This is a genomic window from Treponema peruense (assembly GCF_016117655.1).
GTDB lineage: Bacteria > Spirochaetota > Spirochaetia > Treponematales > Treponemataceae > Treponema_D > Treponema_D peruense.
Window position 1 is genome coordinate 1,105,973 of sequence record NZ_CP064936.1, and the last position, 20,802, is coordinate 1,126,774.

At 42.8% G+C, this 20,802-nt stretch carries 13 protein-coding genes and 2 tRNA genes; 5 read left to right on the forward strand and 10 right to left on the reverse strand.

Features of this window, described 5'->3' with window-relative positions; translation table 11 throughout:
• Nucleotides 1-38: 38 nt before the first annotated feature.
• From IWA51_RS05040 to IWA51_RS05050, 3 genes are all read right to left on the reverse strand, one after another.
• Nucleotides 39-1,100 (reverse strand): S66 family peptidase, encoded by a 1,062-nt coding sequence (locus IWA51_RS05040; protein WP_198443454.1) that lies wholly within the window; start codon nucleotides 1,098-1,100, stop codon nucleotides 39-41.
• A gap of 76 nt (nucleotides 1,101-1,176) precedes the next feature.
• Nucleotides 1,177-1,249, reverse strand: a tRNA-Pro gene (locus tag IWA51_RS05045).
• Between the two features lie 6 nt (nucleotides 1,250-1,255).
• Nucleotides 1,256-1,328, reverse strand: a tRNA-Val gene (locus IWA51_RS05050).
• 220 nt (nucleotides 1,329-1,548) lie between these two features.
• On the opposite strand from IWA51_RS05050, the gene IWA51_RS05055 reads away from it, so the two are divergent.
• Nucleotides 1,549-1,824 (forward strand): HU family DNA-binding protein, encoded by a 276-nt coding sequence (locus IWA51_RS05055; RefSeq protein ID WP_198443455.1) that lies wholly within the window; start codon nucleotides 1,549-1,551, stop codon nucleotides 1,822-1,824.
• 66 nt (nucleotides 1,825-1,890) lie between these two features.
• On the opposite strand, the gene IWA51_RS05060 is transcribed toward IWA51_RS05055, so the two are convergent.
• The 6 genes from IWA51_RS05060 to IWA51_RS05085 all read right to left on the reverse strand — a co-directional run bounded on the left by IWA51_RS05060 (nucleotide 1,891) and on the right by IWA51_RS05085 (nucleotide 10,994).
• Nucleotides 1,891-3,930 carry a beta-galactosidase gene (locus tag IWA51_RS05060; protein WP_198443456.1) on the reverse strand — a complete coding sequence of 680 codons (2,040 nt, stop codon included), beginning with the start codon at nucleotides 3,928-3,930 and terminating at the stop codon, nucleotides 1,891-1,893.
• Nucleotides 3,931-3,996: 66 nt separating this feature from the next.
• Nucleotides 3,997-5,652 carry an ABC transporter substrate-binding protein gene (locus IWA51_RS05065; RefSeq protein ID WP_198443457.1) on the reverse strand — a complete coding sequence of 552 codons (1,656 nt, stop codon included), beginning with the start codon at nucleotides 5,650-5,652 and terminating at the stop codon, nucleotides 3,997-3,999.
• A gap of 41 nt (nucleotides 5,653-5,693) precedes the next feature.
• Nucleotides 5,694-6,575 (reverse strand): carbohydrate ABC transporter permease, encoded by an 882-nt coding sequence (locus IWA51_RS05070; protein WP_177527466.1) that lies wholly within the window; start codon nucleotides 6,573-6,575, stop codon nucleotides 5,694-5,696.
• 18 nt (nucleotides 6,576-6,593) lie between these two features.
• On the reverse strand, nucleotides 6,594-7,541 hold the full coding sequence (locus IWA51_RS05075; RefSeq protein WP_198443458.1) for an ABC transporter permease: 948 nt from the start codon (nucleotides 7,539-7,541) through the stop codon (nucleotides 6,594-6,596).
• 89 nt (nucleotides 7,542-7,630) lie between these two features.
• The gene (locus IWA51_RS05080) at nucleotides 7,631-9,169 is read right to left on the reverse strand and encodes a response regulator transcription factor (RefSeq protein ID WP_198443459.1); all 1,539 of its coding nucleotides are present in this window, start codon (nucleotides 9,167-9,169) and stop codon (nucleotides 7,631-7,633) included.
• A 25-nt stretch (nucleotides 9,170-9,194) separates the two neighbouring features.
• Nucleotides 9,195-10,994 carry a cache domain-containing sensor histidine kinase gene (locus IWA51_RS05085; RefSeq protein WP_198443460.1) on the reverse strand — a complete coding sequence of 600 codons (1,800 nt, stop codon included), beginning with the start codon at nucleotides 10,992-10,994 and terminating at the stop codon, nucleotides 9,195-9,197.
• Nucleotides 10,995-11,056: 62 nt separating this feature from the next.
• On the opposite strand from IWA51_RS05085, the gene IWA51_RS05090 reads away from it, so the two are divergent.
• The gene (locus IWA51_RS05090; protein WP_198443461.1) at nucleotides 11,057-13,999 is read left to right on the forward strand and encodes a glycoside hydrolase family 3 C-terminal domain-containing protein; all 2,943 of its coding nucleotides are present in this window, start codon (nucleotides 11,057-11,059) and stop codon (nucleotides 13,997-13,999) included.
• 118 nt (nucleotides 14,000-14,117) lie between these two features.
• Entirely contained in the window at nucleotides 14,118-16,547 is a 2,430-nt protein-coding gene (locus IWA51_RS05095; protein ID WP_198443462.1) for a WD40/YVTN/BNR-like repeat-containing protein, read from the forward strand.
• A 65-nt stretch (nucleotides 16,548-16,612) separates the two neighbouring features.
• Here IWA51_RS05095 and IWA51_RS05100 read toward each other — a convergent pair whose 3' ends face one another.
• Nucleotides 16,613-17,800 carry an N-acetylneuraminate synthase family protein gene (locus tag IWA51_RS05100; RefSeq protein ID WP_198443463.1) on the reverse strand — a complete coding sequence of 396 codons (1,188 nt, stop codon included), beginning with the start codon at nucleotides 17,798-17,800 and terminating at the stop codon, nucleotides 16,613-16,615.
• Between the two features lie 177 nt (nucleotides 17,801-17,977).
• Here IWA51_RS05100 and IWA51_RS05105 point away from each other — a divergent pair, with 177 nt between their 5' ends.
• Together IWA51_RS05105 and IWA51_RS05110 are read left to right on the forward strand one after the other, a co-directional pair.
• The gene (locus IWA51_RS05105) at nucleotides 17,978-18,487 is read left to right on the forward strand and encodes a TIGR03546 family protein (protein WP_198443464.1); all 510 of its coding nucleotides are present in this window, start codon (nucleotides 17,978-17,980) and stop codon (nucleotides 18,485-18,487) included.
• A gap of 3 nt (nucleotides 18,488-18,490) precedes the next feature.
• Nucleotides 18,491-20,752 carry a TIGR03545 family protein gene (locus IWA51_RS05110; RefSeq protein WP_198443465.1) on the forward strand — a complete coding sequence of 754 codons (2,262 nt, stop codon included), beginning with the start codon at nucleotides 18,491-18,493 and terminating at the stop codon, nucleotides 20,750-20,752.
• Nucleotides 20,753-20,802 lie beyond the last annotated feature (50 nt).

A 20,802-nucleotide genomic window follows, 5' to 3' on the forward strand; every position in this document is an offset into this window, starting at 1 on the left:
GGCAGGCTCTGTACCGAAGTCTGCCCTTTGTGTAAAACTCAGAATGCGCCGTTCATGTCTATGCGGATTTTGTTGCCACATACAGTTACATGGGCGGCACTTCCCATTATAACGGGCATGGACGGGCTTACGTGGCCTATATCTGCATCTGCAATAACAGGAACACCGAATTCCGAAAGAATGTCTGTAACGGCGTTGTACTGGTCTACACCCATTATTGTCTGTCCTAAAGCGGCAAGCGGCCTTCCTATAATAAAGCCCGAAGCTTTTTCAAACCACCCGCACTGTGCAAGATGCCAGACGCTTCTTCTTATATCCATGGGATTTAAATCGCAGGCTTCCAGAATCCATATTATTTTGTCTGCATCACGGTTGAATTCTTTCATGCAGTCAAATTTTGTTCCTGTAAGATTTGCCAGAACGTCCAGGCAGCCTCCGAGAAGAATGCCTTGTATTTCTGCGCTGTCCTTTGTTTCTTTAAGTGTACCGGATTGGGGAGTAAATGTTTTCAGAACCTTTTTTTCTGTAAGAACATATTTGGAAAGGGGATTTTCATTTTTTGCCTCTGTTCCTTTTTCGGGCAGCTGGAACATATCATAGCCTTCTACATACATTTTTGTTCCTTCCAGAAGTGCGAGTGCGTCATTTTCACTTTGTTCCCACGGTTTTCCAAAACCTGTTATATTCTGGCCGTAAATGGCTGCCGTTCTGCACTTTGTTACAAGCGGGAAAATAAAATTCGTGTTGTCGGAATAGCCCATGAACCATTTTGGAGGAGCTTTTGCTATTTTGTCAAAATCAATAAAGCCTGCTGTTTCACACATTAGTTCGCCGCCGCCGGCAGAAATAAGTGCCGAAGTTTCTGGGCTGCAGTAGAAGTCTGTAAGTTCTTTTGCGGCATCCTCTGGGTTTGTACTTATACCTTTGCCGTCGCTTTTGTAAACGCAGTTGCCGGTTTTTAAAGTGTATCCGGCGGCGGCGAATTGTTTCTGTGCTTCACCAAGCCTTGTTATATAAGGTTCTGTCGTGCACCCGAAGGAAGGAGCCGGAATTCCGATAGTTGAGTGTTTTTTAAGAAAAGGGGGAATGCGTATATTCATTTTTTGTCCGAAAAGTTTTTCTGGTAAGTACTCTGTATAAATAAAAAAAAGGATTCCCTTAACGAGAATCCTTGAGTCGGGATGACAGGATTTGAACCTGCGACCCTCTGGTCCCAAACCAGATGCGCTACCAGCTGCGCTACGTCCCGAAGTTATGGAGGATGACGGGATCGAACCGCCGACAACCTGGGTGTAAACCAGGTGCTCTCCCAGCTGAGCTAATCCTCCATAAGTGTTCGTATTCTAGCATTTTTTATTTGTATGTGTCAATAGTAAATATGCTATTCTGTGTTATTTATATTATTTTTTTTATTGCCGCAAAATTATTTTTGTGTTTTTTTTGTATTATTCAGGCTTTTTACTGGAAATTTCGGCAAAATTAGGGTATAATTGTAATGTTGCGCTTTAATCAGGTATTGCGCACAGAATTTTAAATTGGAGATATATAATGAACAAGACAGAATTGATTGATGCTATTGCAAACGACACCGGACTTACAAAAAAGGATGCGGAGTCTTCACTCAAATCATTCATCGAAAATGTTTCAAACGAACTTTCAAAGGGTAATGATGTCCAGCTTATTGGATTCGGAACTTTCTCTGTAGGAAAGCGTGCTGAACGTACAGGCCGCAATCCCAAGACTGGAGAGGAAATTAAGATTGCAGCTGCAAATACTCCAAAGTTCAAGGCCGGAAAGGCACTTAAGGACCGCGTAAACAAATAATTTCTGCTGTCTGAATAACGGGCAGGGTGGTGCAATGTTTTGTTCCGCCCTGCCTTTTTTTTTAATTTATTTTCTTACTTCAATTATGGCAACGTCTTTTGCATTGAGTTCCATTTTTTTTGAGACGTTTAATCCGCCCAGAAGTTCTGTTCCTGAAAAGTCAAATTCCACAGTTTTTTTGCTGTCAGAATGGTTCAGGATGAAAACAAACGCTGTTCCGTCTTTGGCAATTCTTTTTGTTGCTTCGATTCCTTCCTGCGGCTCAACGATGCTTTTTATTCCATGTTTTGCTGTTGTAAAGGAGGCGAGCTTTTGAAGAAACTTTGTGTTGTCTTTTGGAACGGCCGCTCCTATGTACCAGACTTCACCTTCGCCGAATTTATTTTTGCAGACTGCCGGTGTCTGTGCATAGAAGTCGCTTGCGTAAACGGCAACTGTCTGTGCTGTTTCTGGATGAATTATGTCACAGAGAATGGCTGCCGGGTATTCCCCGTCTATACCGGAATCTGACACTGTTTTTAAGGTGTTTGTGTGGCCTGGAAGAAGTGCATCTGTTTCTTCTACCCAAAGTCCGCATACTTTTCTGAGTCTTCCGGGGTACCCTTCTGTCGTGACAAGGTCGTTTTCATCTGCCATTCCGCTCATGCATGTTGTAATGAATGTACCGCCTTTGCGTACAAATTCTTCTATAGAAGCTGCGGTTTTTTCGTTGAGCATGTAAAGCGCGGGGGCTGCAACTATACTGTATGAATCAAGACTCTGTTCTGGAGAAATTACGTCTACCGGAATATTCTGTTTTGCAAAGGCATCGTAGTATTTGAATACTTCGGAAGTGTAGTCAAAGTCTACTGACGGTCCTGCAGAAAATGTTATTCCCCACATGCAGTTCCAGTCGAATAATACTGCAACCTGCGGTTTTTGGACTGAACCCAGAAATTTTGCGCCCAGTTTTTTTAATTCACTTCCAAGCTGTGCAGTTTCCTTGAATACGCGTGTGTCTGTTCTTGCGTAATGGTCTATTACGGCTCCATGGAATTTTTCACAGCAGCCGCGGGATCTGTGCATCTGAAAGAACATTACAGTATCTGCTCCGTGTGCTATGGCCTGATAACTCTGAAGTCTCATAACGCACGGGCGCTTCAATGAGTTGTAAGGCTGCCAGTTTGTTACGCTCGGGGTCTGTTCCATAAGTGCGAAAGGAATTTCTCTTTTGCAGCCGCGCATTACTTCGTGATTCAGTGCTACCCTTGTGTAGGGATCGTCGGGTGAAGGGTAGTTGTCCCAGGAAATAAAGTCCATGTAGGGAGCCCATTTGTGGTAGTCGAGTTCAGGGTAAGTTCCCATAAGGTTTGTTGTAACAGGAATTTGCGGCGAAACAGATTTGAGTACGTCTGCTTCGAGTCTGTAACATTCAAGCAGGCTGTCTGACTGGAATCTGTAGTAATCTATTGTCTGAATCTGACAGGATGTTCTGTTGACGGGCCAGCGTTCGCTTGTGTTCATGGGAACCTGAATGTCTTCCCAGTCGTAGTAGGTGTGTCCCCAAAAGGATGAATTCCATGCTTCGTTGAGTTTTTGTATTGTTTTGTATTTATTTTTGAGCCAGAGACGGAATGCCTTTTCGCAGTTTTCGCAGTAACACAGACCGCCGTATTCGTTGGAAATGTGGTACGCCAGAACACTTTTTCTGTTGCCGTAGCGTTCTGCGATTTTTTTTGCAAGCAGGACGGAATATTTTCTGTATGTTGGACTGTTGGGGCAGGAGTTCTGCCTTGCACCGAATCTGCGCTTGCGGCCGTCCAGATCTACCCTTAAAACATCGGGATATTTTCTTGCCATCCAAGCCGGGTGTGTTGCTGTTGCTGTTGCCAGACAGACGTTCATTTTGGCATCTTCTGCCATGTCCATTATTCTGTCCAAATCAGAAAAATCGTACTCTTCTTCTGAAGGCTGAAGTTTTGCCCAGCTGAATACATTGAGCGTAAGTATGTCTATATCTGCCTGCGGGAGCATTTTCATGTCATTTTTTCTTGTTTCTTCATCCCACTGTTCCGGATTGTAGTCACCGCCGAACGGAATTTTTTTTACTGTTTTTGCGTTTATCATAAGTTCTCCAAAAATAAAAAGGGCTACCCCGCAAAGAGCAGCCCCGTCTTACAGATTATATCAGAGCTATTTGCTCCAGAGTTTCATTTTCATTGCGATAAGTTCGGAAAGCGTGTCTCCTGCTTTATCAAGCCCCATCTTTTTGAGGGTTGTCTGCATTTCGCTCCACTTTGTATCGAAGTCTTCGGGTTTTCCAAGAACAATCTGCGCAAGTGCTGTCTTGACATATTCGTCGGCAGCAGTAATTCTTTCGTTCACATCTGTAGGAAGTGCATACTGCCAGACCTGTCCGTGTTTTGACATTCCGAGTTCTTCGGGTTTGGGAAAGAGATCAATCCACATTTCGGCGCCGTAAGCTGCAAGTGTTTCTTTTTCTGCATCAAGGTATTTTGAAATGATTATGTCTTTTGAAACAACGTTGATGTAGTCTCCGTTTGAATCAAGAGCGGCATTTCCCATCTGGGGGAACGGATATCTCCAGCGGCCGACACCTGTTTTTTTGGCGTAGTCAGGGTCTGTGTCTGCACGCTTTATCTCTTCCGGTGTTCTGTAGCGTTTTCCGTTGTCGTCGATAAAGTAGTTTACGCCTTTGATTCCCCAGTTTACAAGAATCTGTGCTTCTTCTGAACACATCCAGTCAAGGAATTTGAATGCCCTTACAGGATCTTTGCATGAAGAAGAAATTGCGATTCCCCATCCGCCTGAATAACCGTAGTTTTTGCGTGACTGGTCTTTGTATTCTTTGCCTGCTGTAACAGGAAGATATGCGTATGTTCTGTCACTCATTCCGTTCTGGATAAGGGCTGAACGTGCTTCACCGTAACCCCAGTTAGGGTAGGAGATACCGAGTACACGACCTGAAGCAATTTTTGCGCGCCAGATATCTTCTTTCTGTGTAAATGATTCAGGGTCAAGAATTCCTTCTGCGTTCATCTGGTTAAGCCATTTGTAGAACTTGTAGATTTCGGGGTGCAGGAATTTGTACTGGGCCTTGAGTGTATTCTGGTCTACAATCCACTGTCCGTCGTCTGGATAACCGATTGTGTAGTTTCCGGGGTTTGAAAGGTCAATGTACCATTGCCAAGTGTCTATAAGAAGTGAAAGGCCGATTGTTTTCTGGCCGTTGATTGTGGGGTAACGTTTCATGTATTCGCGCAGGACATTTGAATAGTCATCCAGTGTCTGAATGCGCGGATATCCGAGTTCCTTGAGAACAGCATGCTGAATCTGCATTGTTCCGCTTGTTTCAAAAACTGTTTCGTTTACGCCGTAAGTTCCTACGCTATAAATGTGAGGGTCTTCAAGTGAATTTCTGAGCTTTACAATCTGGTCTCCGTAAAGCTTTTTCATGTTTGTTCCGTATTTTTCTATAAGGTCGTCAAGCGGAATAACGGCTCCTGCATCGATGAGTTTTGTAAGTTCACCCTTTGCGTAAATAAGGTCAGGGAAGTCACCGCTGGCCATCATAAGCGGAATTGCCTGTGCATCTCCGGCAACAGGATGCTGTACTTCGAGGGATACTCCGGTTTGTTTCTGTATTTCAAGTGCAACCGGGTCTGTAAAAGGCATGTCCTCATTTGCATCCGAAGTAAAGAAAGAGAGTGTTATGTTTCCGTCAGAAGTCTGCTCTGTATTTTTCTTTGCACATCCGGTAAGAACGGCGCATACGGCAGCAGCAGCAATTACTGACTTAACCGCATTTCCTTTTTTTAGTAGTTTCATTTTAATTTCCTCCATGCTTTGCTGCGATTTATTTCTTGAACTTATTCTTTTACGGCGCCGAGTGTGATTCCGCTTACGAAATATTTCTGTACAAACGGATACACAATAAGAATCGGAACTGTACAGATAACAGTAATTGCCATCTTTATTGCTTCAGGATTTCTTTTTGCCATCTTGAGTCCTTCAGAGTGGATGTCTATCTGTCCTCCGGTGTTTACACTGTCAAGAACTTTCATGAGCTCAAACTGAAGTGTAGAAAGAATCGTTTTGTTCTGGCCGGTCATGTAAATGTATGTAGAGAACCAGTCATTCCACTGTGAAACCGCGACGAAAAGCATTACTGTTGCAAGAACCGGCTTACACATAGGCAGAATAATTCTGAAGAAGATTGTAATGTCGTTTGCACCGTCAATTCTTGCGGCTTCAGAAAGGGCAGCAGGAATATTTATCATAAATGAACGGATAAGAATAATGTTGTATGCGCTTATGAGTGTCGGAATAATATATACCCAGAATGTGTTCATAAGATGAAGGTTTCTTATGAGAAGGTACGACGGAATGATTCCGCCAGAAACATACATTGTTACGACTGTCATTTTAAGAAACGGTTTTCTGCATATAAAGTCGTGGCGGCTGAGCGGGTATGCAAACATAGCGCAACATATTGTTCCCAAAAGGGCACCGATAACTGTTCTTAAAACTGAATTTCTGAATGCTATTACAAGATTGCTTCCTGTTGCAAACAAGTCCTTGTAATTGTTGAGCGTAGGCTTGCGTGGAAAAATCGTAATTCCACCGCGGACTGTATCTATCGGGTCGTTAAGTGATTTGGCAAGAACGTTAAGGAACGGATAGAGGGTTACAATGACTATGAGAATCATTATGAAAGTGCTTATATAGTGTCTTTTCTTTAAGTTGACCATTTTATTCCTCCGTCTGCCTTACATTATGTTGCTGTCAAAGCGTTTTGCAATTTTATTTGCAATGATAAGAAGCAGAATACTTACAAACGACTTGAAGATACCGAGTGCGGTTCCGTAGGAGAAGTTGTAGTTGCTGATACCAAAGTCAATTATGTACTTGTCAAGAACAGAAGCGACAGGAGCTACAACCGGGTTACTCAAAAGCCACTGCTTTTCAAAACCGATGTTTATGATGTTTCCTATGTTTATGATAAGAAGCGTGATGATTGTGTTGCGGATTCCCGGAAGAGTTACGTGCCAGATTTTCTGCCATCTGTTGCATCCGTCTACAACTGCTGCTTCATAAAGCTGCTGGTCAATTCCTGCAATGGCTGCAATGTAGATGATTGCGTTCCATCCTGTTTCCTTCCAGACATCTGCAAATGTTACGATCCACCAGAAAAGCTTGGGCTGAGCCATAAAATTGTACGGCTCCTTGAAAATACCCAGATTAAGAAGCAGCTCGTTTACCATTCCGGTAGGTGAAAGTGCAGAAGAAATGATGTTTGCAACGATTACCCACGAAACAAAGTGCGGAAGATAAGATACTGTCTGCACGAATTTCTTGAATTTTATTCCCTGTATTTCGTTAAGGAATATTGCAAACATAATCGGGAATGAGAATCCGAATATAAGCCCCATAAGACTCATTCCGACAGTATTCAGAAGAACCTGCCTGAATTTGGGTGCAAGAATCGGATCTGTGAACATTCTTATAAAATGCTTGAGACCGACCCATTTTGAACCTAGAAATCCCAGGTTGGGCTTGTAGTCCTGGAATGCCATAAGCCATCCGGCAAGCGGAATATATGCAAAAATAATAAGCCATATTACAAACGGAACTGATAGCAGGAACAGATACCGCTGCTCGATGATTTTTTTCCATATGGAATGTGAATTTGCCAATTTAGTTTCATGCTCTTTCATGAGTTTAATTCTAGCACCGCAAAAACCCAAAAAAAACCTTAATATTTTTTACTGTTCCATGCAATTTTTACACTGAAAACTGCATGCTTTTATTCCGCTGAAATATCATAATCTTTTGCTGAACCGTGCTCCTGTTTGAATTCCTTTGGCGTCATTCCGGTGTATTTTCTGAATTTCATAAAGAAATAGTCAGTATTTGAATAGCCTACAAGTTTTGAAATCTGATAAACTTTCAGATCAGTTTCGGTAAGTTTTTTCTTTGCTTCTTCTATGCGGATTTTGTCAAGGTAAACGTTGAACTGAACGCCGGTGTACTCCTTGAATTTTTTTCCAAGATATGCGCTGTTGCAGTAAAAGAGGTCTCCCAGAGTTTCAAGCTTGAGTTCATTGGCGTAATTTGTCTTTATATACTGGATTACCTTGATTATAGTTGAATTTGCGGTGTTTGTATGGAACGCTTCCAGAAAACCTGTCGTAAAGTTTTCTACCAGTTCAAAAACCTCGCAGAAACGGGTTCGTGACAGAATCTGCGGAACAAGATCAAAGGCCGAAGCCGGCGGGAACTCGCGCTCTGGATATTTTTTAAGAATATGCGACTGAAGTTCTATGATGTAAGCAATGCATTGTGTTTTTACTGCATCAGGTTTATACCCCCCCCCATCACTTTTGGAGAGGTGTTTCCTGCTGTCTTCAAGAATCTGTGCAAGCCGTTCTTTGTCGTAAGTTTCTATGCAGAATACAATGTTGGGAATCTGTTTTTCAAACTCAAAGGGCTCAGGTCTTCCCTGTGTGTTCTGGACTGTTGCGTCTGCAAATTTTCCGTCATCTGCAAAAAAGAGTGCAGGAACTTCCCTTCGGCATTCCATAAAAGAAGCAAGAGCCCCGTTGACGCCTCTTTTCTTTGAACCAAGAACTGTAAAAGGATTTTTGGAAAGACGCTGTGCAAACCTCTCAAGCATTCTGTATACTGCGTCTTCCTTGCAGTTTTTGAAAACCGCCGCTACGTCTTCTTCGTAAATTACGGTAAACATATCCATGTTTGAAAAAGTGTCGGCTATTCTTTTTTCAAAGTCAGAAATTCTTCCTTCATAGCCGCTTCGTTTTGAAGAAAAAAGTGCTACCTGATAGTCGTTTTCATCTTCGTAGTCATCTTCAAAGGCGTCTTCTGCAACACCAAAAAGGAACATCTGCTCAAAGCGCCGTTTTATATCTTCTGATTTTGGAATTTCTTTTACCTGTGAAAAATGTTCTGCAATTGAGCGTACTTTTTCTTCCAGAAGATCTTCGTCAATCGGTTTTACAAAGTATCCCTGCGCACCGTAATTCATTGCCTCTTTTGCAAATTCAAAGTCTGAAAATCCCGACAGGATAAGAAAGTTTGTTTTTGACTTTAGTCCTTCAGCTGCGTTTTGTTCTGCAATTTTTTTAAGAACTTCAACTCCTGTAAGCCCCGGCATTTTTATATCCAGAAGAACAAGATCGGGGTTGAGTTCTGAAATCTTTTCAAAAGCTTCCTGCCCGTTTCCTGCTTCACCGCAGATTGAATAGCCGCAGTCTTTCCAGTCAATGATTTTTTTTAGTCCGTTTCTGATACTTTCTTCGTCGTCCGCAATAAATACTTTTAGCATATTACCCCAGTTTTGTTTCGTAATCTTATTCTGTAACAGGAAGGCGTATCGTTATTGATGTTCCTTCTCCAGCTGTACTTGTTATTGTCAGTCCGTACTCGCTTCCGTAATAGAGTTTGATTCTCTGGTTTACGTTTACAAGACCGATTGATGTTGAAATTTCTTCAACAGGTGTTGTCCTGAGTTTGTTGTTAAGGGCTTCCAGTTTGTCTTTTTCTATTCCGCAGCCGTTGTCCTGAATGGTAATAATCAATTCGTTTTTGCCTGGAACAGCTGTTTCTGTGCGTATAATAATGTAAATAAAGCCTCCTGAAATTTTTGATTCAAGTCCGTGTGAAAAAGAATTTTCTACAATAGGCTGGATTAAAAGAGGAAGTATGTTTATTTTCCTTGCATCGCACAAAAGCATTATGTCGTAGGAAATCCTGTTTTCAAAGCGCTTGTGCTGAATTTCAAGATAGTTGTTTACAATTTCTATTTCCTGAAAAAGAGGCACGCTTGTTCCGCTTACAGAAAGATTGTAGCGCAGTATTTTTGCCAGAAGCCTGAGCATATGCGGAACGTCTTTGTCGCTGGATTCAAGCGCCTTCATTCTTATATGTTCAAGAGTGTTGAATATGAAATGCGGATTAATCTGCGCCGAAAGCATTTTGAATCTTATGTCATTCTGTCTTGCAAGCAGTTGTTCTTTTTCTAGATTGCGTATGTAAACTTCGTCAATGAGGTTTTTGATATTGTGCGACATATCACAGACTGCATCATAAATTTCTGAAAATTCATCATGTCCGCCGATTGTTTCGGGAATTTCAAATTTTTTTGCAACAACATCTTTTATTCCGTAGCGTACTTTGTCTACGCGCTTTTGTATGTAGAAAGAAAAAATAAAAATGGCCATAAGTGAAAAAGCCATGCATTCAAGAAGAACAAAAATTACAGTCTTTACGATTCTTGTCGTTGCATCATTCAGCCTGTCAAGCGGAATTATATAGAATATTTCAAGAGGATCCGAGATTCCGTGTGAAGGGTAAAATGTTTTTTTCATAAGCCCTGTTTTTTTTCCGTCTATTTCTGTTTCTGAAATGCCGTCGTCAGGTTTGTTGTTGTCTATATACATTTTTCTGACGGCAGATTTTTTTAATCCTGAATTATCTGCAGCCGAAGAAAACAGCACAATTCCGTTTTGCGCAATAAAAGTGTGGTACGTTATGTTGTCAAGGTTTTTGTCTATGTAGGAATGGTTTAAGTTTACCGTCAGAACGCCTATGAATTTTTTTTCGGTTTCTTCCCAGACAGAGCGTACATTAGAAAGCGTGTATTTTCCTGTTACCGAGTCGCGCTTGTATGTCCAGAACGGCTGACCTCTGTTTTTCTTTGCTTTCTGGAACCATGGTGTGTTTTCTGTTTTTGGGGTACTGCGCATGATAAACGAATTGTCAAGAAGCGTTTCGTTGTTTGTATAAAGTCTTATGCTTGAAACCGAATTGTATACCGTCATAAATTCATCTATAAAGGCCAGGTTTGTGTAAGCATTGTAAACTTCTTTCGTTCCGTGGAATTCAGTTTGGATTATGGATTTTACAGTCCTGTTTACGTATATTCTGTCCGAAAGATCCGAGACTTCGCGCATTATATTGTTAAAAAAAGTTTCTGTCTTTTCAAAAGAAGATTCTGCCTGCTGCATTTCCCAGAAGGCAAGCGTTTTGTAAAGCCATGAAGTTGTAAAAAAAGCCATTATCAGAATTGGAGCAAGAAAACTGATGACGTACAGAATGAGAAGTTTGTTTTTTATCTTGAGATTACCAAGTAATTTTGAAATAAGTTGCATTTTTTCCCTTGACAAATTTTGAATGCGTCTATAATAATACCACACTTATGGAGATAATGCCAATGAAAAATAATTTTCCCTTTAACGACACATCCCTTGATCTTGAAAGCAGAGTTAAAAATCTTATAGGTAACCTTACACTTGAAGAAAAAATATCGCTTATTCCCACACAGCAGGCGGCCGTTCCCCGTCTTGGAATTGAAGCCTATGATATAGGTGCAGAAGGTGCACACGGTTTTGTAGACAGAAGCGGACTTTCCACTGTTTTTCCGCAGACAATTGCCCTCGCGTCTACGTGGAACAGGGAACTTTTGTTCAAAATAGGGCAGGTTATCGGAACTGAAGCCCGCGCTTACTACAACAAAAACAAACACGGCGGAACTTCACTCTGGTTTCCTACAGTCGATATGGAAAAAGATCCGCGCTGGGGCCGTACAGAAGAAGGTTACGGCGAAGATCCTTTCCTTGCCGGTGAACTTGCTTCTGAAATTGTGCGCGGTACTCAGGGAGACGATCCTTTTTATGTAAGAGCCACGTGTGCACCCAAGCATTTCTTTGCAAACAACAACGAAAAGGACAGAGTGTCATGTAGCTGTTCAGTAAGTGCGCGTAATATGCGCGAATACTTTCTTGAACCGTTCCGCCGCGTGTTTGAAAAGGGAAGGCCTTTTTCTATCATGACGGCATACAATGAAGTAAACGGAATTCCGATGATACAGCATCCTGCAGTGGGTGATATTGTAAAAAAAGAATGGGGCCTTGAAAACAGGGGACACGTTGTTTCTGACGGGGGCGATGTAAGCATGACTGTTACTGCACACCATTATTTTGCCGATCACGCGCAGACAATTGCTGCTTCGTTCAGGGCAGGTTCGGACAGTATGACAGACCAGCCGTCAATGGTTATTCCTGCGGTAAAATCTGCTCTGGAACAGGGACTCATTTCTGAAGAAGAACTCGACCTTCATCTTGCAAACATCATGCGCGTAAGATTCAGGCTGGGACATTTTGATTCAGACTGTCCTTACAATTCAATTGATGAAAGCAGCATGATGACACAGGAATCAAAGCAGCTTGCAAGACAGGCTGCAGTCCAGTCAGTTGTCCTTTTGAAAAATAAGTGCAACCTAAAAGAAAAAAAGCCCCTTCTTCCGCTTGATGCAAAAAACTGCGGGCATGTGGCTGTAATAGGACCGCTTTCTGACAAAGTCTATACCGACTGGTACAGCGGGAACCCTTCCTATACAGTTTCGCCGCTTGAAGCCATTGAGCGTGAACTTGGGGACAAAGTTATATTCGAGTCCGGAAACGATGAAATTTCTTTTTCTACAGACAATGGTGTTCCGCTTTCTCTTTCTGCAGCCGGAATCCTTGAGCCTTCAGAAAAAAGAGAAGCGTCTGTATTTGTACGTGATGACTGGGGTTGGGGTGCAAATACCCTTTATTCCGCAGAACGCAAAATGTATCTTCAGACAGTTGATGATCTTCCTTTTGACCACCAGCCGTCATCTGAAGAAATTGAACAGTTCAAAAAAAACGGAAGCCGCGGAAAAATTGTCTGTTCAGCAAAAAATACTGTAAGCTGGTTTGTCTCACCGCTGTTCAACATAATCGATAATGAGGCAGACGACGGTAGTAAATGCGTAATGATCAGAAGCTGGAACGGAAAATCCCTTGGTGTAAACGGAACTTCGCTTGAATCAGTTCAGAATGACAGTCCTCAAAACTTTAAAATGCATGTTGTAAAGGACGGACTTAAGGCAGCAGAAAATGCAGCGTCAAAGGCAGACACAGTTCTTGTTTTCTGTGGAAGCAATCCCATGATAAACGGAAAGGAAGAAGTGGACAGACCCTCGCTTAATTTACCGCCCAGGCAGCTTGAACTTATAAAGAGAATAGTTTCTGTAAACCCGCGTGCGGCTGTAATTCTTGTTTCGGGGTATCCCTATGCAAAAGATTCTGTTCTTGAAGAGGTTCCGTCACTTTTGTGGTGCGGCCACGGAATGCAGGAAGAAGGAAATGCCCTTGCAGACATTCTGCTTGGAAAAGAGTCACCGTCGGGAAGGCTGCCTTTAACCTGGTACAACAGCGAAAGTGAACTGCATGACATGATGGACTACGATGTAATTGGTTCCGGAATGACATACAGATATTTTGAAGGAAAGCCTTGGTTTGCATTCGGACACGGACTTTCTTATTCTGAATTTGAATATTCAGGCTTAAAGGTGTCTTCTGACAGAATTACAGAGCAGGGTGCAGAAGTGAGTGTAACTGTAAAAAATACGGGAAGTGCAGATGCTGCCGAAGTCGTCCAGCTTTATGCATCTTCAAAGGGCGGCCATGAGTGGATCAAAGTACCAAAACTGTTCCTTGCGGGATTTGAACGCGTGTTTCTCAAAAAAGGTGAATCGCGCACGGTTACGTTCAGAATATCTTCGGCTGACTTTGCGGTCTGGGACGTTACCAGGGATTGTTTTTTCACACAGGCTGGAACTTGTACTCTTCGGGCAGGTTCTTCGAGTGACAATTTGAAATGCACAACATCCCTTGAACTTTGCGGCGGAACAATACCCCCGCGCAGAACAGACAGTTGGGTGTATGCATGGAACTATGACAGCTGTTATGGCACAAGACTTCATGAAAGAAGAGGAAGCCCTGTTCCGGCTGTGTTTGCGAAATCTGAAAAAGAACGCGCCTGTGTAACGTACATGGACTGTATCTTTGAAGACGGCTCTGACACCTTTACTGCAGAATTCTGTGTCGAAGGTGAATGCTATGCCGAACTTCGTGACGGTTGTGAAAGCGGCGCTCTCATTATGCGTGTTCTGCTTCCTGTAACCGGCAATATCTGTTCTGTTCCCGGAACACCGGAGCGTGCGGTCTGGACACGGATGAGCTTTAAGACAGGGAATTTTGCCGGTGTAAAAAATCTTTGCCTTGTTTTGGAAGGAAACTGCGGAATTCAGAAATTCAAAATAAATAAAGGTTTTTTATGTAAAACTTAAGGTTTTAATACCTGAAAGGTGGCCGTATCCTATAAAGTGCATAGGACATAAGCTGAAGGAAATGTTTATTGCCCAGCTTTTAAAATTAATTTTATGACTTTATTTTAAAGGAGCGGTCATGAAGAAAAAGTTATTGTTGTCGGTTGCAGCATTGACGGCTGCAGCTGCCATTTCGTTTACAGGATGTGAAAGTTCCGGTTCATCTTTGCCCGGTGCCGTAAACCCGCAGTACACCCAGAAGGGATGGAAGAGTGCAAAGATTGTCGGCGGAGGAATGATTCCGGGTATTATTTTTAACACAACACAGCCCGGTGTTGCTTACGTCAGAACAGATATGGGAGGAGCCTACCGCTGGCATCCGCAGAGTGAAAGTTGGATTCCTCTTACAGACTTTGCGGGCGTAGAAGATTACGGACGACTTGGAATTGCAAGTATCGCAACTGATCCTGTAGAGCCCAACCGCGTTGTCATTGCTTCCGGTACATACACGAACGAATGGGAACAGGGACCGTCGCAGATGCTCGTTTCTGAAGATTACGGCGATACATTTACAAGAATCGACATGTACAAGAGCGACGGAACTCCGCTCAAGATGGGCGGCAACATGCCTGGACGCGGAGTCGGTGAACGCCTTGCAATAGACCCCAACGACAACAAGACAGTTTACTTCGGAAGTTTCGGTGACGGACTTTACCGCAGCCGTGACTACGGACATACATGGGAAGAAGTAAAATCTTTCCCAAAAAAGGGAAATGTCTATGACGAAGGATTTTCCACATGGTCACACTTTGAGCACTACTTCGGAATTATGTGGGTTCTTTTTGACCCTGCATCGGGAACAGCAGGTAGCGGTTCTAAAAACATTTATGTTGCCGTAGCAGATACCGGAACAACAATTTACGAGTCAAACGACGCTGGTGCAACCTGGCATCCTCTTGCCGGCCAGCCCGACATTGGACAGGATCTTACTCTTCCTGCATACGAACCTGGTTCCGCCTCGAAAGAAAAGAAACATGCGCACATGACAGGTGAAAGCTGTTCCTGCAAAAAGTATTATCCAATTAAGGGCGTTTATTCACCCAAGGGAGAACTTCTTGTAACATACAACCACGGATTCGGTCCGTACAGTTCTGCTTACTGGGGTGGAGCTATCTGGAAGTACAACTTTACTACAAAGGAATGGACAGATATTTCACTTCCAAAGCATGATCCTGACCCGAGCCGCGTTACACTTGACAGAGGTGTAGGTTCTGTTGCCGTTGACCGCCAGAATCCCGACACACTTGTTGCCGTTACCCTTAACGAATGGTGGCCTGACGAATACATATACCGTTCAACTGACGGCGGAAAAACCTGGGACCCCATCTGGTACATGGACGGATACCCCAACCGCGTAAACAAGTACACTCTTGACATTAAGGATTCACCGTGGCTTGACTGGGGCGAACAGAAGGCACTTCCTGAGCAGAACCCCAAGCTTGGCTGGTGTATTGCCGACATCGAAATAGATCCTTTTGACAGCAATGTACTTATGTACGGAACAGGTGCCACAATTTACGGAACACACAATCTTACTGACTGGGACAAGGGCAAGAGAGTTAACTTTACTGTAATGGCCGACGGAATCGAAGAATGTGCAATTCTTGACCTTATAAGCCCACCTGAAGGTGCAAACCTCATTTCCGGAATGGGAGACATAGGCGGTTTCGTTCACTATGATCTTAACAAAGCATCTACAATGATTGTTAACCCGAATATTGCAGGCGTAAACAGCCTTGACTATGCGCAGGAAGATCCATACTTCATCGTAAGAATGGGTGACGGAAAACTTATGTACACAGAAGACGGCGGCGACAACTGGTCTCCTGTAGGCAAATTCCTTGAAGGTGCAGACAAAGGCTGGAGCGGTGTAACAGCAGTTTCTCCTGATACTTCTGTAATAGTATGGGCACCGGGAAATCTTGTTGCCAACTGGTCAGATGACCTTGGACGCACATGGACAGAATGCAAAGGGCTTCCTGCTGGAGCAAAGGTTGTTTCAGACCGTGTAAACAGCAAAAAATTCTATGCATTCGGAAACGACGGAAAGACAGACACTTTCTATGCAAGTGAAGATGCAGGAAAGACATTTACTGCCGTAAATACAACATGGAATACAAGTTCAAGGAACCGTACTTCATGGGATTTGACTGCAGTAATCGGATGTGAAGGACACCTTTGGTTTGCAGCAGGTGAAGCAGGACTTTATCACAGTGAAGACGGCGGAAAAAACTGGACTTCAATAAAGGGATTCGATAATGCAATGATTATCGGTCTTGGAAAAGCAAAGGATAAGGATTCCTACCAGTCTCTTTACACCAACTCAAAGATTAACGGCAAATACGGAATCTACCGCTCTGACGATAAGGGCGCAACATGGATCCGCATAAACGATGATAAACATCAGTTTGGTGCCGCCAACTCTACAATAACTGGAGACCCGAGAATTTACGGCCGCGTATATCTCGGAACAAACGGACGTGGAATCATGTACCGCGATCTTGACTAGAAATAGTTAATATAAGAGCAAAACAGGCATTATGAAAGTCAGCGTTGACTTTCATAATGCCTTCTTTATTTTAAAAGGAAATCTTCAAACTGAACACCGGCACCGCCTTCTGTATCTTTTGAAAGAACAGCGCCTTCCAGTACAGAAAGAAATTCTGGCGGAATTCCGGGAGAAAGAATTTTTTCTGTTCTTAGAACTGCAATATCGCCTTCCAGAATTTTCCGGCCTTTTTTCATTGAGTGCATGTAATGAAGGGAACGGTTTGTTCTGCCGTAATTCTGTTTTTCACTTAAGGCAAGTTTTTTTATTCCGCTTCCGATGCATTTTATAACGAGGTCTTTGTCAAACTGCTGTGAAAGTTGTGAAACCGCCTGCATAACCGCTTCTTCAGGGATTCCTCTGTAAATGCAGTTAAGCTGTGCACTGCGTTCTTTTCTGAATCTTTCAAGAACTGCCTCTGCCTGTCTTGCGCAGTGTGCCATAAGCGCAAACTGTTCTGGTTCAAGGGCTACAGGGTCGTCAAGCCCGCTTGTATTTCTACTTAAAGTAATGTGTTTTTCTATAACAGTGGCCCCAAAAACAGCTGCCAGTGACGGAACCAAAACAGGATCCATGCTGTGGTCGCTTATTCCGGTTGGAAGTCCGAAAATTTCTGCCAGTGTTTTAACGCATTTTACGTTGTATTCACTTTCCGGGGCAGGATAGCACGTTTCGCAGTGAAGAAGTGTCAGCGGTGCAAGGCCGTTTTTGTTTTTTTTGAATGAGTCTCCATCTGAATCTGAAGAATTTGATTTAAGAATAGAAACAGCGCGTTCGATGTCGCCAAGTGAAGAAACCCCGCTTGAAAGAATAATCGGAATTCTTCCATAATATTGCGCACACTCTTTAAGCAGCGGAATATGGTTTACTTCGGGGCTTGCTATTTTTATTGCGTCAGGATTTATTTCCGCCAGCTCGTGAAGAGATTTTATTCCGAATGGGGAACATGCAAACAAAAGTCCCTTTCCGTGTGTATATTCCAGGCATTCAACAAAAAAGTCTTTGTTTACTTCAAGTTCCCTGAATCTGTCAAAAAGAGGGATTTTTCCGCCCGGAAGATTTACAAATCCTGTCTTCGGGTGAAGAATTTCGTCTGCGTACACCCACTGGAATTTTACGCAATCGGCTCCTGCTTCCTTTGCAGCATTAATGAGTTCTTTTGCCTTTGAAATTGAGCCTGTGTGGGCTGTTCCTATTTCTGCAATTATTGTCATGAGCAGATAATATTCCAAATAGAGCGTTTTTTCAATCTTAAAAATGCTTGTGCGGTTTGTGCATTTTTTTTTGCGTTAAGGGAATTTTTTTTCAGGAACATTCTGCACTTACCAAAAGGCGTTTCTGGCAGTCAGGGTATAGAATTTTATATTTTGCGGTGCTATAATTTTGCCATTATGCTGAAACCTTTAATGAAATTAATCAAGGCGCTTAGCTCAAACACTGATCCCGGTGCTTTGGCCCATGCGTTTTCTTGCGGAATCCTGCTTGGATTTCTTCCGAAGGATAACATGCTCTGGTATGTACTTTTCATCTTCATTTTTTTCATGCGAATCCAACGCTCGGTTTTTTCACTTGTTACAGTTGCCGCGTCACTTCTGGCGGCTCTTTTGGATCCCGTGTTTGATTCTGTCGGATACTGGATACTGACACTTGGAGGAGCCCAGAACTTTTATGCTGCGCTTTTGGAAATTCCGTTTGTTGCGTTTACAAAATTCAACAATACAGTTGTTATGGGCGCTTTGGTTGTGGGACTTGCTTCTTACATTCCCTTCTATATAGTGGCGCGCGTTTTCATATACCTGTGGCGTAAATATCTTGCTGAATCTGTAAGAAAACTCAAGCTTGTCAAAATGCTCAAGCAGATTCCTCTCATTACAAAAATTACAGAAATGGCAGGGAAGTAATTTATGGAAAAAAAGACAGACAAAAAAACAGAAAAAAAGACGGTTGCAAAAAAAACTGCACCCAAAGAAAAAAAGCAGAAGAAAGAAAAGGCAGAAAAAAAACTCCCTTTTTCAAAACTGCCTTCGCTTTTTAAAAAGTCATTTACGCAGAAAAAGTTTGACTCAAAAATCCTTAAAAAAATCTATATCCAGTCCGACCGCGAAAACGTCAGTTCACTTTTTGTTAAGGGAGCAAATCCAAAAAAAGTTGAACTTCTTGCCGTTCCGCGCGACAAAACTTTTACAAAAAAAGAGATTTTAAAGTACAAAACCCTTGCAAAAGAAATCAAAGGCCAGAAAGGACGCTTTAAGCTTCTTCCGCTGGTTGCAGTCGTGGCTTTTTGTGCAGTAGTCGGAATAGTGGTTACAACATTCAAAAATCCGATTGCGGCAAAAATAATCCGTTCAGGATGTGAAAGTGCATTCGGTGCAAAAACAGATGTAGGAAAAGTTAATCTTGAAATTTTTGGCACGTCACTTACGGTAGAAAATCTTGCCGTAGGAAACAAAGACGATGTGATGAAAAATCTTTTCGAAGCACAGAAAATCGAGGTTGCCTTTAGTCTTACCCGAGCTCTTCGCGGAAAATTCGATGCACAGAATCTTGAAGTTTCAGGTATTGCGTTCGGTACAGAAAGAAAATCAAGCTGCGAACTTCCGGCAAAGGCAAAAAAAGAAAAGAAGCAGAAGGCAGAACAAAAAGACAGCGCCTTTATGACATCCCTTAAAGCAAAGTCAGATTCTGCAATAGAAAACCTTAAGTCAGAAACGGCTTCCATGCTTGGCGGAACAGATGTTGAAAGCATTGTTGCAAACGTTCAGTCCCAGCTAAAAACACAGGCCGCTTCGGAACAGGCTGTTGCACAAAGTAAGGAAATGATTGCAAAGTGGCAGTCTAAACCTGCAGAAATAAAAACACAGGTTGACTCATTTTCTTCAAGTGTAAGCGAACTCCAGTCCCTGAATGTATCCAATATTAAAGATGTTCAGTCATTGAAAAATGCACTTGCAAAGATTGACTCTGCAATTAACCAGGGCAGGAATCTTCAGAAAACAATGACATCGGTTTCGGGAGAGATAAAAACAGATTCGCAGACAGTTCAGTCACTGGCAGCCTCTGTTCAGGAAGCAGTAAAGCACGATACTGATTTTGCCGCACAAAAACTTTCTTCTGCTGCCGATGCCTTCAAAAACGCAGGCAACATCTTTAATTCAGCGCTGAATTCAATCGGATACGGCGTTTTGGGCAAATACTACCCTTATCTTAAAAAAGGTGTGGATATGGTTTCGCAGATGAAGTCCGATTCCGCAAGAAGAGCCGGAACTTCTGACAAAAAGAAGGAAGCAAAAAGAAAAGAGTCCAACCGCCGGCTTCCTGGAACAACTTTCTGGTTCGGTTCACAGAGTCCTGCTTTTCTTATTGAACGCGCTTATGTTTCAGGCGAAGGATTTTCTGCCGAAGCAAATTTCATTACAAGTGACCAGGACCTTTTGGGAAAACCATCGTCTGCCAACGGAAAATTCGTTTATTCAGGCGTGACACATTCTGCAGATCTTGTTGTAGATGCACGCTCATATTCCAAAGAGCCTTTGATTGCCGTAGAATATAGCGGAAAAGGTTTCCCTCTTGAAGTAGACGGAACAAAAATTGCTGTCTCAAGCGGAATTCCTTCTGTAAGCGGAACAGCTTCTGTGTCTCTTAAAGGTTCGGCAGGAAAAGACACGTTTGCGGCTTCGGGACGTGTTGGTGTTAACCCTGTAAAACTTACTTCAGACGGATTCAGCAGCGAAACGGTTACAAAGTATTATAACCAGGCACTTTCTTCTGTAAGCCGCCTTGATTTAGGATATACAGCCGCTTTCACAGAAGCCGCGGGCGTAAATCTAGCCCTTACTGGAAACTTTGCAGATCAGTTTGCAAAGGCTCTTGAAACTGCCGCCCGCTCAATTGGTTCAGATGCAAAGAATGCGGCTCTTGCAAAGATAAACGCTTCCATAAAAGAATCTTCTGGCGGAGCGCTTGCAAAGGCAAATGAATTTATGGGCATTAAGGGCGATATTGACTTGCAGAATACAAATCTGTCAGATATTCAGAAAAAACTCGATGCCAAACGTGCCGAAATCGAAAAAAGAATCCAGGACAGTGCCAAAAGTGCAGTCGGGGATGCTTTGAAGGGCGCAACATCAGGTTCTGTAAAAAATCTGTTCGGTACTCTCAAACAATAGTGACGTCAGAAAAACTCCGTTGCCTGTTCCTCAGTGTACAGACTCCGGGG

Coding starts and splice junctions, on each gene's coding strand:
- IWA51_RS05040 (WP_198443454.1), bottom strand. CDS start 1,100: ATGAATATACGCATTCCCCCTTTTCTTAAAAAACACTCAACTATCGGA.
- IWA51_RS05055 (WP_198443455.1), top strand. CDS start 1,549: ATGAACAAGACAGAATTGATTGATGCTATTGCAAACGACACCGGACTT.
- IWA51_RS05060 (WP_198443456.1), bottom strand. CDS start 3,930: ATGATAAACGCAAAAACAGTAAAAAAAATTCCGTTCGGCGGTGACTAC.
- IWA51_RS05065 (WP_198443457.1), bottom strand. CDS start 5,652: ATGAAACTACTAAAAAAAGGAAATGCGGTTAAGTCAGTAATTGCTGCT.
- IWA51_RS05070 (WP_177527466.1), bottom strand. CDS start 6,575: ATGGTCAACTTAAAGAAAAGACACTATATAAGCACTTTCATAATGATT.
- IWA51_RS05075 (WP_198443458.1), bottom strand. CDS start 7,541: ATGAAAGAGCATGAAACTAAATTGGCAAATTCACATTCCATATGGAAA.
- IWA51_RS05080 (WP_198443459.1), bottom strand. CDS start 9,169: ATGCTAAAAGTATTTATTGCGGACGACGAAGAAAGTATCAGAAACGGA.
- IWA51_RS05085 (WP_198443460.1), bottom strand. CDS start 10,994: ATGCAACTTATTTCAAAATTACTTGGTAATCTCAAGATAAAAAACAAA.
- IWA51_RS05090 (WP_198443461.1), top strand. CDS start 11,057: ATGAAAAATAATTTTCCCTTTAACGACACATCCCTTGATCTTGAAAGC.
- IWA51_RS05095 (WP_198443462.1), top strand. CDS start 14,118: ATGAAGAAAAAGTTATTGTTGTCGGTTGCAGCATTGACGGCTGCAGCT.
- IWA51_RS05100 (WP_198443463.1), bottom strand. CDS start 17,800: ATGACAATAATTGCAGAAATAGGAACAGCCCACACAGGCTCAATTTCA.
- IWA51_RS05105 (WP_198443464.1), top strand. CDS start 17,978: ATGCTGAAACCTTTAATGAAATTAATCAAGGCGCTTAGCTCAAACACT.
- IWA51_RS05110 (WP_198443465.1), top strand. CDS start 18,491: ATGGAAAAAAAGACAGACAAAAAAACAGAAAAAAAGACGGTTGCAAAA.